Source organism: Stieleria maiorica (assembly GCF_008035925.1).
Classification (GTDB): Bacteria; Planctomycetota; Planctomycetia; order Pirellulales; family Pirellulaceae; genus Stieleria; species Stieleria maiorica.
Window position 1 is genome coordinate 8,190,389 of the sequence record NZ_CP036264.1, and the last position, 16,496, is coordinate 8,206,884.

10 protein-coding genes and 1 tRNA gene are annotated in these 16,496 nt (G+C 60.8%); 8 read left to right on the plus strand and 3 right to left on the minus strand.

The features are described 5' to 3' along the window. Positions 1–181: 181 nt before the first annotated feature. The gene (locus Mal15_RS27835; protein ID WP_147870747.1) at positions 182–712 is read left to right on the plus strand and encodes a hypothetical protein; all 531 of its coding nucleotides are present in this window, start codon (positions 182–184) and stop codon (positions 710–712) included. Positions 713–948: 236 nt separating this feature from the next. Here the strand turns inward: Mal15_RS27835 and Mal15_RS27840 are convergent, their stop codons facing one another. After that, a complete protein-coding gene (locus Mal15_RS27840) occupies positions 949–2,412 on the minus strand; it encodes a DUF1501 domain-containing protein (protein ID WP_233903074.1) in 1,464 nt (487 codons plus the stop codon). 25 nt (positions 2,413–2,437) lie between these two features. Then, positions 2,438–5,449, minus strand: a complete 3,012-nt coding sequence (locus Mal15_RS27845) for a PSD1 and planctomycete cytochrome C domain-containing protein (protein ID WP_147870749.1) — start codon at positions 5,447–5,449, stop codon at positions 2,438–2,440. Between the two features lie 133 nt (positions 5,450–5,582). Here Mal15_RS27845 and Mal15_RS27850 point away from each other — a divergent pair, with 133 nt between their 5' ends. The 7 genes from Mal15_RS27850 (at position 5,583) to Mal15_RS27880 (ending at position 14,539) form a co-directional block, all read left to right on the plus strand. Beyond that, positions 5,583–6,575 (plus strand): GDSL-type esterase/lipase family protein, encoded by a 993-nt coding sequence (locus tag Mal15_RS27850; RefSeq protein ID WP_147870750.1) that lies wholly within the window; start codon positions 5,583–5,585, stop codon positions 6,573–6,575. Positions 6,576–6,896: 321 nt separating this feature from the next. Next, a complete protein-coding gene (locus Mal15_RS27855) occupies positions 6,897–8,003 on the plus strand; it encodes a hypothetical protein (RefSeq protein ID WP_147870751.1) in 1,107 nt (368 codons plus the stop codon). A gap of 191 nt (positions 8,004–8,194) precedes the next feature. Then, positions 8,195–10,750 (plus strand): ATP-dependent helicase HrpB, encoded by a 2,556-nt coding sequence (hrpB, locus tag Mal15_RS27860; protein ID WP_147870752.1) that lies wholly within the window; start codon positions 8,195–8,197, stop codon positions 10,748–10,750. Positions 10,751–10,788: 38 nt separating this feature from the next. Further along, positions 10,789–10,971, plus strand: a complete 183-nt coding sequence (locus Mal15_RS27865; RefSeq protein WP_147870753.1) for a hypothetical protein — start codon at positions 10,789–10,791, stop codon at positions 10,969–10,971. A gap of 104 nt (positions 10,972–11,075) precedes the next feature. Then, positions 11,076–11,161, plus strand: a tRNA-Leu gene (locus Mal15_RS27870). A 423-nt stretch (positions 11,162–11,584) separates the two neighbouring features. After that, entirely contained in the window at positions 11,585–12,724 is a 1,140-nt protein-coding gene (locus Mal15_RS27875; RefSeq protein ID WP_147870754.1) for a DUF4347 domain-containing protein, read from the plus strand. A 417-nt stretch (positions 12,725–13,141) separates the two neighbouring features. Beyond that, the gene (locus Mal15_RS27880) at positions 13,142–14,539 is read left to right on the plus strand and encodes a hypothetical protein (protein ID WP_147870755.1); all 1,398 of its coding nucleotides are present in this window, start codon (positions 13,142–13,144) and stop codon (positions 14,537–14,539) included. On the opposite strand, the gene Mal15_RS27885 is transcribed toward Mal15_RS27880, so the two are convergent. Beyond that, positions 14,540–16,090, minus strand: coding sequence for an Hsp70 family protein (locus Mal15_RS27885; RefSeq protein WP_233903075.1), 1,551 nt, complete (start codon positions 16,088–16,090; stop codon positions 14,540–14,542). Positions 16,091–16,496: the final 406 nt, after the last annotated feature.

Sequence of the window (16,496 nt, forward strand, 5' to 3'; positions counted from 1 at the left end):
AACAGTGGTACGGCTGGAAACAAAGCGGTGGCGGGAAAGCACAACAGATCTAATATCGGCGCATCGTCCAGGACGTCAACTCAATGGCTATCTGCCCGCCGGAAAGATCCATTAGAATAGTCGCTCCGCCGCAGTATCGGTTCGGGAAACTCCAACGCCGGCACCATCACAACCATCGTTCATGAATCGATCCGACGACGACCCACTGTCACCGCCAGCGCCGACGCCAGTACAGAACGATGATCGGCAGGCAACCGGGGACACCCCGTTTGTTGCCAAGCTGGTCGATCCGGCATCCAGTCCTGCTTCCGCAGCGCCGGCCGATTCATCAGCGCCGGCCGAATCATCAGCGCCAGTCGAATCATCAGCGCCAGTCCGAACCGGTTCTCCCTTCCGCGTCGATCCGCCAGACGTGCAACCACCGTCGGCTGTAAACCCGGTTTTGACGCTTTCGGGCGAAGCCGCCTACGGGGAGTTCGGGCCGTTCCTGTACACCGCCATGGGGGCCTCGGCCGCCGCGGTCGTCGTGCTGGTGTTCGCGGGGCTGGGCGCCTGGTGGTTCCCCCCGGGCGGTGCCTTGGTCGCAGTCCTCGGCACGATCCTGTCGATCGTCGGGCTGTTTTCGAAACGCCGCTATCGCTACGCCGCGCTCGGGACCTTGCCCCTGCACATGGGCCTGTTCCTGTTGAGCTACACGCGGGCGCTCAGCTGAATCTCCGTCGGGAGCGAACAGAGCGCACCTCGACCATGCAAACCGGGAAATGCTGGTCAAAAATGGGGTGGTTAAAAAATGTGTTGCACGACCCAGGCACCCGGCGGTTCGGTAGCGATCAGGTCACCCAACGAACATCGGCGTCCCACCGCAATCAAGCGATACACGACACATTCGGCTGCATCTTTTTTTGACCGATCACCCCTTTCCGCTCGTCAAGCGTCTCGGAAGCCGTTTCAAGCCAACAACTCGTGCACGACTTCCGCTTCCTCGACCCCGGTCAGGCGAAAGTCCAGTCCCTGGAACTTGAACGTCAATCGTTTGTGGTCGATGCCCAACAGGTGCAGCATCGTCGCATGGAAATCACGGACGTGGACCTTGTTCTCCACCGCGTTGTACCCGAATTCGTCGGTCGCCCCGTAGCTGGTCCCGCGGCGGATTCCCCCGCCGGCCATCCACATCGAGAATCCTTTGATGTGGTGGTCACGGCCGCTGCCCTGGGCCATCGGCGTGCGTCCGAATTCACCGCCCCAGACGATCAGGGTTTCGTCCAGCATGCCGCGTTGTTTCAGATCATGAACCAGCGCCGCGGTCCCCCGGTCGACCAATTCCGCCGTCTTGGCCACGCCCGCTTTGACGCCGCCGTGGTGATCCCAGCCGCGATGGTACAGCTGGATGAACCGCACGCCACGTTCGGCCAAGCGGCGGGCGAGCAGACAGTTGCTGGCGAACGAACCGTCGCCGGGTGTGCATCCGTAGCTGTCGATGATGTGCTGCGGTTCACCCGACATGTCGGTCAATTCGGGCACCGAGGCCTGCATGCGAAACGCCATCTCATAGGCCGCCAATCGCGTCGCGATCTCGGGATCGTTCCGTTCCTCGTTGCGGATCCGATTGATCTGCGCCACCGCGTCGACGATCTGACGCTGTTGATCGCGGCCGACGCCGCTGGGGTTGCCGACATAATGCACCGGATTTCCGCTGGCGTGCATCTGGACACCTTGGTAACGACTGGGCAGAAAACCCGAGTGCCATTGTCGCGAGCTGATCGGTTGGCTTTGTCCCCCGCCTTCGCTGGTCAACACGATGAACCCCGGCAGGTCCTGCGTTTCGCTGCCCAAACCGTACAGCACCCACGACCCCATCGAAGGCCGACCGCTGATGGCCGTTCCGGTGTTGAAGAACGTGTGTGCCGGATCGTGATTGATTTGCTCGGTGTGCATCGATTTGACGATGCACATTTCGTCTGCCAAGGAGCGGATATGCGGGAAGACGTCGGAGATCATTTGCCCGCTGTCGCCACAAGCGGCGAACTTGTGCTGTGGCCCCATCACCTTCAGCTCTTTTCCCTGCAACTGGGCGATCGGTTGGCCTGCGGTGATCGAATCCGGCATCGGTTTGCCGTCCATCTCCGCCAACACCGGTTTGTAATCGAACGTCTCCAGATGGCTGGGGCCGCCGGCCATGCACAAATGGATGACGCGTTTGATGCGTGGCTGATGATGCGGCGAGGCGAGCATGCCTTCCATCGCACGGGTCCCGGACGGGCCGGTCGAAGCAACGCTAGCGGTGGCGGCAGTGGCTGTGCCGGCGAAATCCGACTTCAGCAACGACGCCAGAGCGATCGATCCAAGCCCCGTGCGGCGCAGGAAGGTGCGGCGAGCGAGTCGACGCCCGAGTAGGTCGTGTTCAGAATTCATCGCAGTTTCAAGATTCATCGCGTGTTCAGTAGCGCGTAATGGTTTCATGGAGATTCAAAATCACGCGGGCAACGCTGGTCCAGGCGGCCAGTTCGGCCGCATCCAGGTCGTCGGCGATCGCCGCATCACCGTGGGCGACCAGTTGTTCTGCTTGGTCGCGGTTGGATCGATAGTGTGTCAGGTGGCTTTCAAAAATAGCCGCCAGTTGTTCGGCAATACGAGGTTCGGCCGGACGCGACACGGCACTGCGGTAAGCCCAACGCAGACGCTGGTCGACGTCGGAGCCGCCTTCACGCATGATCCGCTCGGCAAACACTCGCGCCGCTTCGACGAACGTCGGATCGTTCAACAGCACCAACGCTTGCAGCGGCGTGTTCGAACGGGCCCGCTTGGCCGTGCATTCTTCGCGGCTGGGCGCATCAAAGGCTTTCAACATCGGGTGCAAGAACGTGCGTTGCCAGTGCGTGTACAGCCCGCGTCGGTATTGGTTGGCCCCTTGGTCGGCGGCGTATTCGCGTCGCGGGAAGTTCAATTGGGCGTAGTAGCCGGCCGGTTGGTAGGGGTGAGCACTCGGACCACCGATGCTTTCGACCAACAGCCCGCTGATCGCCAGCGCGCCGTCGCGGACGACTTCCGCATCGACCGTGAATCGTCCTTGCCGGGCGAACAGATCGTTGTACGGGTCTTGTTGTCGCAATGTGTCGGTCGGCGTCGACGAACGCTGGTACGTCTGGCTGTTCACGATCGACCGCATCATGTGTTTGATGTCCCAGCCCGACCGGACAAACTCGATCGCCAATGCGTCCAACAAATCCGGATAGGACGGATAAGTCCCCTGGCCGCCGAAATCATCCACGCTGGCGCAGATGCCGCGACCGAACAACAAGCTCCACAAACGATTGACCATCGTCCGCGCGGTCAGCGGATTGTCGTCGCGGCACAACCAGTTCGCCAAATCCAGCCGCGTCGCTCGCGCGTCGTCTGTTTCCAGTTCGCCCAAAAACGCGGGGATCGCCGGAGCCACCACTTCGCCGGAGTCATCCATCCAGTTGCCGCGGGGCAAAACGCGGATCGTTCGCGGAGTGACGCTGCGTGAGACGACGGTCTCCGGTGCGGTTTCGTACTTCGCCTTGCGTTCGGATTCCCGCTGCCGAATCCGCTCCACGTGCGCCTTCATCTGTTCGGATTCGGCCACGTAGTATTCGCTGATTGCCCGTTGCTGTTGGTCGCTGCGTTCGTCTTTTTCGATTCGGAGCGCTTCGGCCACCTGGGGCGGAATGCCGCCGGCGGTGACCACGCCGGCTTCATCCCAGTGGACCAGACCGCCGAATTGCGTGAACGCCATGCCGCCCACCTTCGCGCCCTCGGCCAGTCCGACCTCCTCCGCGGTCGCCTCCAAACGCACCCACTGGCCCGTCGCGGGCAGGTCTCCACCGCGGCGATAGGCGGCGTCGCTTTCCTTCTTCAATCCATAGGGGATGTCATCGCTGCCCCAGACCTTGCGGTGGTTCCAATTGCCATCGTTGAATTGCAGCATGACGGCCGAAGGGGGATTCTTGGGGTCCAGATAGACCCAGCAAAAGAAACGTGTGTCCTTGGCAGCGACGAACGGTTTTTTCGCACCGTCGAACAGGTGTTGTGTCAGGGCGTCGCTTTGTTGTTTGCGGGAACGATCGCCGCGGTGGACGGGATCGGAGTCCTTCGCGACAAAATTCCACTCTCCGCTCTTCCTTGCCTCCAATGACAATTCATCGTCGATCCAAAACGTTTCAACTTCTTGGTGATCGTCCAGGCGGTCGATCACGGTGGATTCCCACTGGTCCTGGTCCGCGATCAACGATTGACGCAGCGGCTCGATCCCCGCTTTCATCGTCTCGATTTCGCGGTCCATCGCCTCCAGTTCGGCTTGCAATTTTTCGCCGGGAACGCGGATCATTGGCGGGCGACTGCGTGCCCCGTAAACGCCGCGTTCGTCCAGATCGGCAAAGAACGCGCCGAGCGAATAGAAGTCGCGCGCGGTGTACGGGTCATACTTGTGGTCGTGACACTGGGCACATCCCACCGTCGCGCCCATGAAGACTTGCGAGACGTTTCGAACGCGGTCGGCAAAGTAGATCGCCAAGTATTCTTTTGCCTGCGAACCGCCCTCTTCGGTCGTTTGGTTCAGTCGGTTGTAACCCGATGCGACCTGTTGATCGAGTGTCGCGTCGGGCAGCAAGTCACCGGCGATCTGTTCGCGGACAAACCGGTCGTACGGCATGTTGTCGTTGAACGCGTTGATCACGTAGTCGCGATAGGGCGATTGAGAAACGTTTTGGTCGCCGTGGTACCCGACAGTGTCGGCGTAACGCACCAGGTCCAACCAATAGATCGCCATCCGTTCGCCGAAGCGGGGTGAATTGAGCAGTCGGTCGACCAGATCGGCATAGGCATCGGTCGATTCGTCGTCCAGAAACGCTTGGACCTCCTCGGCCGTCGGTGGGATGCCCGTCAAATCAAACGACAGGCGTCGGATCAGGGTGATCCGATCGGCTCGCTCGGTCGGCCGGATGCCTTCGTCGGCCAGTCGCGCCGAAATCACTCGGTCGATGGTTTTCGTCGCACTGTGACCGACGCCGTCGCCGTCAATTTCACGCATCGGTTCGTACGCCCAATGGGCTTCGTACGGGGCACCTTCGGCGATCCATCGAACCAGGATCTCGCGTTCAGCTTCGGTCAGGCTCTTGTGGGACGAAGCCGGCGGCATCACTTCGTCTTCATCGGTCGAAAGAATCCGACGCACCACTTCGCTCTCCTCCGGAGACCCGGGAACGATCGCGCCCATCGACGGATCGGTCGCTTCATCGGGCAGGTCCAGCCGCAATCCCCCCTCGACGGTCTGAGCGTCGGGGCCGTGACAGGCGAAACACTTGTCGCTCAGGATCGCGCGGACATCGCGATTGAATCGAATCGGTCGGTCGGCTGCGTTGCAATCCGGCTGGGCGAATATCGCGTTGGCGACCAGCAGAGTCAGCGTGGTGATCTGGAATCGAAGCATGGGGCGGGGCCAGCCGAATGGCCGACGGTAGGGGAGGCGAGAAGTGGGAATGCGAGCTCGGGAATACGAGATTGGGGGAAAGCTACAATACTCGGGACGCTGCAGTCCATCCTGAGAGTGGAACCACCATTTTATGCCCGACGACGCGATATCACAGGCAACAACCGGCGTCTTTCGCCGAATCTTTCGAACATTGGGGATTTGCCTGGTCATTGTCGCCAGTCTGCTTTGTTTCCCGCACTGGTTGCCTTGGATGATTGCCGCTTGGATCCTCTGGCACACGCTCGCTGTGATGAAGGGATCGCCCGGCTATTGGCCACTGTTCGCCTGCACGTTGATCCTCGCGATCCGGCTGGTCCCGCGGACTCCCGCGATGATGTTGTTGGCGGTGGCGATGGTGGCGATTGCAGTTTGGCGATTTCGATCCCGGTCACGGCCCGAGATCACGCTCCGCTATCGCTGGCTCTCGCCAGTCATGCTGGCAATCCTGTGGGGGCTGATGTTCGTTGAATATCGCCGTTCGGCGACCTGCAATCATGAAGTGGGATACGATCCGGAACGCCCGATCGTCTGCATCGGCGACAGTCTGACTCAAGGGATGATCCCCGATCCGGGTTACCCGGGACAACTCGCAACCATGGTGCGTCCGACGGTCATCAATCTTGGTGCCTCGGGGATCGCGACCGGACCGGCGATCGGGATCCTGGAGCGTGCGATGGTGCACCGTCCGCAAGCCGTCATTATCGAACTCGGCGGCCATGATTTTCTGAAGTTTCACAGCCGCGCGAGCACGAAGGCCAATCTGGTGAAAATGATCACGCTCTGTCGCACCAACGATTGTGAACCCATCTTGATGGAGATCCCGCGGGGGTTCATGATCGATCCGTACGCCAGTTTGGAGCGCGAGCTTGCCTACGAATTTGACCTGCAGCTGGTCGATGATCGGTGGCTGCGCCACATTGTTTTGATGAGCCCGGCGGCACCGCCGGGGATGTGGTTCAAGGACGCCCAGCTCAGCGATGACGGGATTCACAGCAATCCCCGAGGCAGTGGGGTGATTGCGACGTTCGTGGCTGACGCACTGGTGGAAGTCTATGGAGATCAAGTGCTTCGATCGCGGAAATAAGGTGTCAAGCACGAATGGCACGGGCATAAGCCAATACGCTGAGCCGTAGGCGCTAGCCTCGGGCCTTGCCGCCGTGTTAAAGCGTATCAAGCCCGCGGCTAGCGCCGTCGGCTCACCATGCCCGTGCCATCCGTTTCGAACAGCTTTTCGGCGAGTTCAACGGACCGTCCAACTGACGACGGCCCGGAAGGGCCATCGTACCCGTACGACGTCCTTTCTAGGTCGTCGCGTTGTGCCCCACGGGCGACGGCCCGGAAAAGGCCATTGCGCCCTCGGAAAAGGCGGTAGACTAAAGTGAGACTCGTCCGAGGAGGTTCTGGTATGCGTTTGTTGCTTTTGATTCTATGCGTCGCCGGCACTTGGGCTGCCGTTCCTTGCCCGGCACAGGACTATCAACTCGTCGAGCCCTCGGGCGTGATCACGGCGGACGTTTACATGCGTCACGGACAGATGGTGGTCAACGACGCCGACGGACGGCAGTACCTGTTTCAGCGCGATCGGTCGTTCGATTCGTTTGACGGCCGCTATGCCGGATACTGGTTGCCGCCGGTCAACCGCGTCGTTCGATTTCCGCGTTCTGGCCTCGGGTTGTTGCAGGTCGCCGATTTGGACCACGTGCTTCCCCGCTACGTTTTCTCGCGACGCAGCGTGCGCCCGGTCGGCCGCCGACCGGGCCGTCCACCGCGACACCACCATCGTCACGGTTGGGCCTTCATCCCTCCGTACTTCGTCAGCCCCTACGGCTATCCCGCGTTCGGTTACGGCTGGCACAGTTTTGGCACAACGCTCAGCGTCGGGCCGTGGGGATGGGGGCCCGCGTTCGGGCCCCGCCGCTATGCCCAACCGCTGATGCAATCCATCGTGGTCGATTCACAAATTGTCCCACGGCAACCGTTACCGCCGGTCACGGCGAACCTGATGAATTCCGCCCAGCGAGAAGTCCGTGTGACGGTGACCGACCGCGTCGCGCCTGATCAATCAAAACGAATCCGGATCGCGCCGGGGGCAAGCGAACTGTTGGTCGTTCACCGTGACGCCGGCGCCGATCTGGTCCGGCACGTTCTGACCTACGCCCCCGACGGATCGCAGATCACCCGCCAGGTCTCCACATCGATCGGCCCGTCACCACGCTACGAATTGACCGTCCACGAATGGCGGTTGCAATCAGTTGCCATCGACCGCACCGGGAAAAGCCCCAACGTGATCGAAGACAGTCACTTTCAAGGCCGCGGCTTGGGCCGGTTCGAGATCCCGCCGGGAGACCAATTCACCGGCGGAACGTTGGACGTCGTTCGAATCGCGCTACAAGCCGGCAATCAAGGTACCGTTGCGCCCTTGCTGGACGATCAAGGCGTCACGCCGTTGCGCCCGGTTTCGTCGCTTGAACAGATGCTGTTGGAACAACGCCGAGCGAGTGGGCAAAAGTGAATCGGGCGGTTGGTCAAAAGATGGGTTGGTCAAAAGATGTGGAACCGTGCTCGATTGAGCGGCTCTCCATTTTTTGACCAGTAAATTTTTTGACCAGATCCTCTCCCCCGCATCGTGATCGGGGCGGATCGACCGGAAGGCTCCACTTCGCGTATCATCCATGCGTCCGTCTTGTTCTGCGTGGGAAAACGATGCCTGACCGATTGCCGATTGAGGATTGTCTTGAAGCAGTGATTGCGGCCGTCGGCGCCGAACGCCCCGTGATCTTGCGCGCCCCACCCGGGGCCGGGAAAACGACGGGCGTTCCCCCCACGCTGGTCAACGGCGATTGTCTACCCGAAGGTCAGGTGATTCTATTGCAGCCGCGGCGGATCGCCGCCCGTGCCGCCGCGCACCGTTTGAGCCGGCTGGCCGGTCAGCCGATCGGCCAGGCGTACGGTTACCACGTCCGATTCGACCGCAAGGTGTCACCGCAGACCAAAGTCGTTTCGATGACGACCGGGATCCTGCTTCGTCAATTGACCCGCGATCCGCTGTTGGAAGACGTCGGCTGTGTCATCGTGGACGAATTCCACGAACGGTCTCTGGAAGTCGATCTCGCCTTGGGCATGCTGCATCGGGTCCGCACCACGTTGCGGCCCGAATTGCGGCTGATTGTGATGAGTGCGACCTTGGACACTCAACCGGTGGAACGATTGATGCCCGATGCGGTGGTGATCGAAAGCCACGGCCGCGCGTACGATGTCGACATCCGTTACGACGAATCCCTCACTCGCCCGTCGAACACTCGTGGTGCCATTGCACAATCCGTTGCTGCTCGGATTCCCGACGCACTGCAAAGTCGCGACGGCGATGTGCTGGTGTTTCTGCCGGGCGTCGGCGAGATTCATCAAGTGGCGAACCTGGTCGAAGGCCTGACGCAAAAACAGGGTGTTCAGGTACGTAAACTCTATGGCGATCTGTCGCCGGCCGACCAGGATGCCGTGCTGGCGTCATCGGATCAACGCAAGGTCGTGCTGGCGACCAACGTCGCCGAGACGTCGATCACGATTCCGGGCATCACCTGCGTCGTCGACAGCGGGCTCGCTCGGGCGATGCAATACGACACCTCGGTCGGAATTCCCAGTTTGCGTCTGCAGCCGATCTCCAAAGCCTCTGCCGACCAGCGTGCCGGGCGTGCTGGCCGGACCGCACCCGGTGTGTGCTTTCGCCTCTGGCCGTCGGCGATGCATCGCAGTCGGCCGGATCACACACCGCCGGAAGTCGCAACCGCCGATCTTTCATCGGCGTTGTTGATGTTGGCATCGTGGGGCGAGCGGGATGTCTTTGAATTTCCATGGGTGACATCGCCGACCGAGCATGCAGTCGCCGCGGCCGTCGATCTGCTTGTTCAACTCGGTGCAATCGACCGGTCGCTCGCGATTACGTCGCTGGGCGAGGAGATGAATCGATTGCCGTTGCATCCGCGATTGTCGCGTCTGATGCTGGCGGCGAAACAATACGACTGTGTGGCGTCTGCGTCGGTCGCCGCGGCGCTGTTGTCCGAGCGTGACCCGTTTGAGCGGTCGTTGGGGTTTGATGCGCACCACGAAGGCCTGCAAAGTGATTTGATCCATCGCGTTGTTCGTCTGCAGCGTCACATTGATGGGACGCCTGATCCCGGCATCCATCCGGCGGGTGCTAAGAATATCAAGCGTGTCGCCGAGACACTCGGCAAGTCGTTGCGCGACACGCCCGACCAAACTGTTACAACCGATCGAACCGGCGCGGGCGATCGGCCGCCGACCGAGGAGGCGATTTCGCGGTCGTTGTTGGCCGCTTTTCCCGATCGGTTGGCCAAGCGTCGCGCGCCGGGATCGGAATCCGGGGTGATGGTCGGCGGGCGCGGCGTCAAACTGGATCGTTCGTCAGCGGTTCGCAGTGCCGAATTGTTTGTTTGCGTCAGCGTGGATGGCAAAGGTGAAGAATCGCTGGTGCGGCTTGCCTCGGCGGTTGACGAAGCCTGGTTGCCCAAAGAGCTGATCGAATCAAGACGCGAACGATTCTTTCATCCCAGTTTGAAAGCGGTGGTCGCACGGGACCGGACGTATTTTTTGGATCTGCTGATCAGCGAATCGACCGCACCGTGCAACAGTGACGACGAAACGACCGAGTTGTTGTTTCAGCATGCGAAGTCGAACCTGGATTCGATCCTGCCTGGCAAAGACAAGCCGCTGGAGAGTATCATCGCGCGCTGGCGTTTTTTATGTGAACATTGCGAGGCGTCGCCCTTGCCGATGTCGATTGATCAAGCACTCGAAACGGTGCTGCGAGAGCTCTGTCGCGGTCGAACGACATTCAGCGAATTGGCCCGTGCGCCGTGGATCGACCATCTCAAGGGGTTGCTCAGCTACGAGCAATTGCAGTGGTTCGACCAGCAGGCTCCCGAATCGCTGGTGGTTCCCAGTGGCAACCGCATCCGACTCGCCTACCCGCCGGGCAAAACGCCGACGTTGGCGGTGCGGATCCAGGAGGTTTACGGCTGGGCCGCGACGCCGCGGATCGCCGGCGGATCGGTCCCGTTACAGCTGCATTTGCTCGGCCCCAATCACCGTCCCCAGCAGATCACCGACGACTTGGAAAGTTTTTGGAAGACGACGTATGTCGAAGTCCGCAAAGAATTAAAACGCCGTTATGGCAAACACCATTGGCCGGACGATCCGACCACCGCGGTTGCGACGCGAAACGGACTGAAGCCAAGAAAGTAGTCTGCGCAGCGGCGTTATTCCTTTTGGGAATGATTGTGATGAATCCCTACCAGCCGCCTGAGGACGACGGCCCACCGCCTCGGCAGATGTTGCGGGTGTGGTGGAGCGTGCTTGGAGGGATCGTACTTCTTTTGCTATTGGCGATGTGGCTGATCCAAGCCTGGCACATGTTCGTTCCTGATTTCGGGTTTTTTGATGTTGAATTCGGACCGGTCCCGTAATTGCCGCGAACCGGAAAACGCAGGGCGTTGTCAAACGGACTGATTCTCTTTCCGATCCCTGGTCAAACTCGGCCGCGGGCGGTTAAACTTTCCGCACGCCTGATGCCCGGGTGGTGGAATTGGCAGACACAGGGGATTTAAAATCCCCCGGCCAAATGCGGCTGTACCGGTTCGAGTCCGGTCCCGGGTACTCTCATCTACGTCTGGCGGACGCTCGGTCGATCAAGCAGAAAGACAGAATGATCCGGGGCAGAATGATCAAGCCCCGAGCAGCATCCAAACCATCATTCTGCCCCGAATCATTCTGCCTTCGGTCTGGTTCATTTTTCTGCCCGCCATTTTTCTGTCCTCTCCCGGCGACGCTTTCATCGTCATCATCGCTAATAGCGCAAGTGTCAGCCTGATCGGAAGAGCTTATCGACGGCCGAGGGAAAACCCTCGGGTTTCGCTTCGGTGAGGGTTTGCCCTCGGCCGTTAACGGTAGGGACGAAGGTCACGTGTTACGCGTCGGGTACGCGTTTCGGGTGCAACGTGACTTGCGATTCATCCTCCCTCAAGTCTTCGTGAGCTGCGGGCGTTCCAAGCGTCGCCAGCCACGGAGCCGGCCACCACAATGACTCCCACCCAGCGCTCCAACCTTCCTCCGCGTCGTCGTGTTTCCGATTCCGTCGAAGATCGCGTCTTGATCGATGCCGACGTCGCCGATTACATCGCCATGGATGGCGCCCACGATGCACGTGAGTCGATCCGTCGCGATTCGGCCAGCCGACCGACCCCGAAGACGCAGACGGTTTCCTGGTACGGACGCAAAAAGGAAAACTCGCTCGGAACTGCCGGGCTTTGTCCCCGCCAGTTTGCGTTTGTCGATTTAAGCGTCGGGGAACATGAATCGCGGGTCGACGATTTGGTGGCCAACGGCCAACCGCTGGAAATCGTCTACTTGGACCCGAAGCACGACGGGATCAAACAGATGGCCGAGGCGCTGGCCGATCAGGCCGAACTTGACGCGATCTTCTTGATTTCCGATGGCTGTGATGGTGCACTGCGATTGGGAGAACGCTCGATCGATCGCGCCGATTTGGCACTCGACCATGCTTCGTCGCTGCGCATCATCGGTGCTTCATTGGCACGTGACGGGGATATCCTGCTGTACGGATCGGGCTTCACCGGGACGACGCGAGGATTGCATTTGATCGACGCACTGACTCGATTGACCGGCGTCGAAGTGGCGGCGTTGGACGCGGGCATCGGAAAGGCGATGGCGGATCGTGACTGGGCGCTCGAAGCGTTGCGCGGGGCGCCGGTCCAGATGCACTCGGTCTGTGTCTCGGCCTCGGGAATGGAATCCGACGGCGTCTTGAAGGACGTGGCGATCGCGCCATTTTCTGGCGCGCCCGAGGACGGGGCGGCGGAGTTTCAATGTGCCGGGGCAATCCCCGGCGGGACGCTGGATTGCAACCTCGTCTTGGCATCCACGTCCTGTGATCCTTGGCAGGCCGGATTCTCTCCCGCTTTTGACCTGTTCGGCCCCCGCGGCATCAGGGTCGACGGGATGGCCATTTACAGTGGCAACCTCTCGCCGGCCGTCGCCAAGAAACTCGCCGCCGCACAGGAACTGGTCAACGTCGTGGCCACCAACATCGAGGCTGACTGGTTCCCCGAGAATGCCCAGTGGGTCAACGTTTCACCTACTACGTCGAAGATGACGAGCCAGGCGAAGGGGCTGTTGGGGGTGGAGGTTGGGGCAGTGTGATGGGGGCAAGACGATGGGGGCAAGACGATGGGGGCAAGACGATGGGGGCAAGACGATGGGGGCAAGACGATGGGGGCAAGACGATGGGGGCAGAATGATGGTGGGGCAGAATGATGGTGGGGCAGAATGATGGTGGGGCAGAATGATGGTGGGGCAGGAGGATGGTGGGGCAGGAGGATGGTGGGGCAGGAGGATGGTGGGAGGTTAGACGCACGGAGTTGTTGATCGTGGTTCTTCCTGGGGCACCCTGCCTGCTTTCTTGGTCGATGCAGGGGTGATTGACGGAACTTGTCGCCCCTCGAGTCGATCAAAGGCGATAGACTGACAAGGCTGTTCACTTGTCACGTATTCTTGTCGATTGCCTTTTCTCGATGCCGGGGAGTGGATGTGACTGGCCGAATCAAGTTTCCCTGCGGAATGTGCGCGCAGACTTTGGCGGTCGATTCCGCATCGGTCGGACGACAGGTTCAGTGTCCTAAGTGCCAGTCCTACTGTGTGGTTCCGGCACAACGCATTCCGGCACAGGGCGTTCCGGCACAAGCCCCCGCCGCGGTGACACGACCCACGAAAACGCCGATTCCGCAATCGACCGTCGTCGCCTGCCCCGGTTGCCAAACGAAGCTGTCTGTCAAACTGTTGGACAAGCCGGCTCGGGTCGCCTGTCCGAAGTGCAACACGCAGGTCGCATTGCCCGCGCGGGGGCAACCGGCGGTAACGAGCCGGCCTGCATCGCCCCCGAAAAGCGGGAGATCCGCGCCGGTGGCGGCACCGCCGGACGTGGACTTTGCTTCGTTGCCGCCTGGTCCGTCCGATGCTGCGTCGGTCGACTTGGGGCAACTCGATGTGCCTTCGGCTGCGGGACCCACGCCGGCCCGGTTTTCCGCGCAATCGCGTCGCAGCTCTTCGGGCGGAACGGTCGCGACGAAGCTATTGGGTTGGATCGGAAATCATAAGATCGTCACGGCGATCGTCGCGATCAACGTTGTCGCCTTGCTCTCTTGCGTCTTCTTTCCTCCGTTGCTGGTCTTCTGTGCGATCGAGTTGCCGGTGGGCTTGATGATCGCGGGGGCCACGTTTCTTCCGCGATACCATCTCGTCCAGAAAGTCTCCCAGGGCATCGGCGCTCAAATGGCGGGGCTGGGGGCCGGCGGCGTCTTGTTGTTGATCTTGGCCGTCGGTGCGAAAGCGGGGTTGCGGATCGCGCGGCGCGCCAATCGCAACGAGAACTTGGACTTTTCGGGATTCGATCCGTCCAGCGTCGGCGCGATCGTCGGGTCACTGGTGGTCTTTCTCTGCATCAGCGCCCTGATCGTGTTCCTGTGGAAACAGATCGGCATCGTCCGTGTGGCCGCCGCCGGCTACCTGTTGCAGATGTCTCTGTTGACCGTGTTGATGATCATCGGTGGATCCGTCAAGTCGTATCGGGACGCCGAGATCTCGCGCCGCCACGAAGAATCGCTGGCCAGGATGCGGGGGCCGGGTTGGAGCCCGCCGGCGTTCCAATCGCCCTCATCGCGAATGAACGCGGATCAACGGGGTGCGATGGGCGGGCCGAGGGAGTCGGAGATTCGGATCATCTTGATGCACGGTCCAAACACGGATTTGAGTGAGGTGCGGAAGACGTTTCTGGCCCAGGTCGGTAATCCGGAGTGCGACGTGCAAACCACCGGGGCGATGATGACCGAGTGGATCGTTCAGGAGTCACGCGATCCGCAGGAGCTCGCGGACTTGATCGATTTCGGCCGCGTTTTAAGCGTCAGCAAGTTCGGCCGAACCATTCGCGTTGGGATGCCACGCGTTCGTCCTGGTCGCTAGCTACGGGGAGCTGGTTGCTTCGGCAGTCGCCGCGGCCTCTTCGCTGTTGGGGCGAATGGCTTCGAAGTAGGTTCGCACGGTTTCCCGGACGCCCATCGGCAGCGGTTCGGAATCGAGGACGGCTTCGGCTTGGCGGCGGAAATCGTTGTACTTTCCGGCATACGCTCGAACTGCGTTTTGTTCCCCTTCGGGTGCTTGCGTGATTTCGGTCTCGCTGGCCCCTTCGCCTTGAACCCCCGTCAGTTGTTCTTCTTTGCGGGTGCTGTTGATGTTGGTCGCTTTGTCACCGAGCGGTTGACCGCTGGAGGCCATGCCGGCTTTGGTGCTGGGGCTGTTGGACTTTTTGGCGATTTTCGATTGGCACTGGCTGCGGCACTGGCCTTTGCATTGGGAGAGTCGATTGAGTTGGCACGACATGCACTGACCGATCTTTTTGCACTGTCCTTGTTTCTTGCACTCACCGGCCAGTTTGGACAGGCACGCTTTGCATTCCTTCATGTTCTTGCTGCTCAGCCCTTCGGCGAGTTGGGCGATCGACTCGCTGAGCTGGCCGTTTTTTCCGGGGCTAAGTTTCGCGACCATTTTTTTAAGGTTGTCGGCGACGGCGCGGCGTTGTTTGTCGCCGATTTTGGACGGGTCGACCGATTCCAATTCTTCGCTGGCCTTTTCATAGTCTTGCGACTGGAGCGCTTTGGCGGCTTGTTGAAGTTGATCGGACGGTTTGATGGCGGCCGCCAGGGCTTGCATGGTTGCGTCGGTCATTTCCAACTGCATCGCCTCGCGGGCTTCGGCCAGGGCCTGTTCCATTTCAGAGAGCGAGGCCATCAGGTCGCTTTCATCCATCGTTTCGGACTCCAGCTCGTCGACCTTTTCGCGAAGCTCCTCCAGCAGTTTCTCGATCTCGGGGTCTTCGTGTTCCTTGGCCAGTTCTTCCAATTCGGTCAGCATCGTTTCGCGAAGCGTCATCGATTGCTCGGTCGCTAGCGCCAGCACGGGGTTGGCGTCCACTTCGGGCAACCCGCTGCCGGTCAGAGCGAGGACGAGGGTTAAACCGGCGGCTAATCCTGCGGCCCATCGCAGTGGCCGTTTCCAGGATTGGATCGGAACGCACTGGTGGGCATCGATCTTTTCCAGGTGTGCGTTGGCCTCTTCGATCTGCAGCCGTTTGGCGGTCTGGTTGTCGGCAGACGACTGGTCGGCCGCGGCGAGGAATTCCAGCGTGGTGATCGACCGGTCTTTTAGATTGAAGTGCTCGTCGATCATTCGCGCCGCCGACTGGGCGCTGCGGATTCGCGAAGCGCCCAAAAGCAGCCCGATTGCACCGCCCAGCAGTGAAATCGCAACGGCCCATCCCCAGTGGGTGGCCGGTGCCAGGATCGCCCGTGCCAAGGCAAACACGAGTGCGGCCGCGATTCCGATCAACAGCCCCGACGTCACACCCTGGACGACCGAGGCCAGCCACAGTCGCTTGCGTACCGAACGGGTCAGGGACTCGATGGGACTAGTCGTCAGCGGGTGGTCGTGACGAGAGGATTGCGAATCGTTGCTCATGTCGGCCTCGAGAAAGATCTCAAATGGGCGGTCGGGCGTTCAAGACTCGCTGTCTAGGGTAAGGGGTTCCCACCCACGCGGTCAAGGATTCCGTGCGACAAAATGTGCCCGATGTTTGGTGCCCCTGATTCGCCGGTCCCGGATGCGGGGTGGGCGTCGTTTCAGGCGGCAATCCTGGCGCAACCCTTGCGGGGCGTCGGAATCGGTTTGATCGCGCAGGGGGCGACAAAAAGTGGGGCGATGCGTCGGCGAAGTTCCGTGCCAGCGGTAACGGGTGGCGCATTTATAGGCACCGAAAACGCTGGTCTGTCGGCAAACCCTCAAACCGCAGATTCCCCAAACAGGTGGTGTCGATCGTCGGTCGCCCATCGGATGGACGATTCTGCGGAACTTTGGCGGCGTTGGG

Bases quoted from the DNA above. Each gene is read 5' to 3' on its own strand.
- Mal15_RS27880 (WP_147870755.1), top strand. From the start codon at position 13,142: ATGTGCGCGCAGACTTTGGCGGTCGATTCCGCATCGGTCGGACGACAG.
- Mal15_RS27855 (WP_147870751.1), top strand. From the start codon at position 6,897: ATGCGTTTGTTGCTTTTGATTCTATGCGTCGCCGGCACTTGGGCTGCC.
- hrpB (WP_147870752.1), top strand. From the start codon at position 8,195: ATGCCTGACCGATTGCCGATTGAGGATTGTCTTGAAGCAGTGATTGCG.
- Mal15_RS27845 (WP_147870749.1), bottom strand. From the start codon at position 5,449: ATGCTTCGATTCCAGATCACCACGCTGACTCTGCTGGTCGCCAACGCG.
- Mal15_RS27840 (WP_233903074.1), bottom strand. From the start codon at position 2,412: ATGAATTCTGAACACGACCTACTCGGGCGTCGACTCGCTCGCCGCACC.
- Mal15_RS27865 (WP_147870753.1), top strand. From the start codon at position 10,789: ATGAATCCCTACCAGCCGCCTGAGGACGACGGCCCACCGCCTCGGCAG.
- Mal15_RS27885 (WP_233903075.1), bottom strand. From the start codon at position 16,090: ATGAGCAACGATTCGCAATCCTCTCGTCACGACCACCCGCTGACGACT.
- Mal15_RS27850 (WP_147870750.1), top strand. From the start codon at position 5,583: ATGCCCGACGACGCGATATCACAGGCAACAACCGGCGTCTTTCGCCGA.
- Mal15_RS27875 (WP_147870754.1), top strand. From the start codon at position 11,585: ATGACTCCCACCCAGCGCTCCAACCTTCCTCCGCGTCGTCGTGTTTCC.
- Mal15_RS27835 (WP_147870747.1), top strand. From the start codon at position 182: ATGAATCGATCCGACGACGACCCACTGTCACCGCCAGCGCCGACGCCA.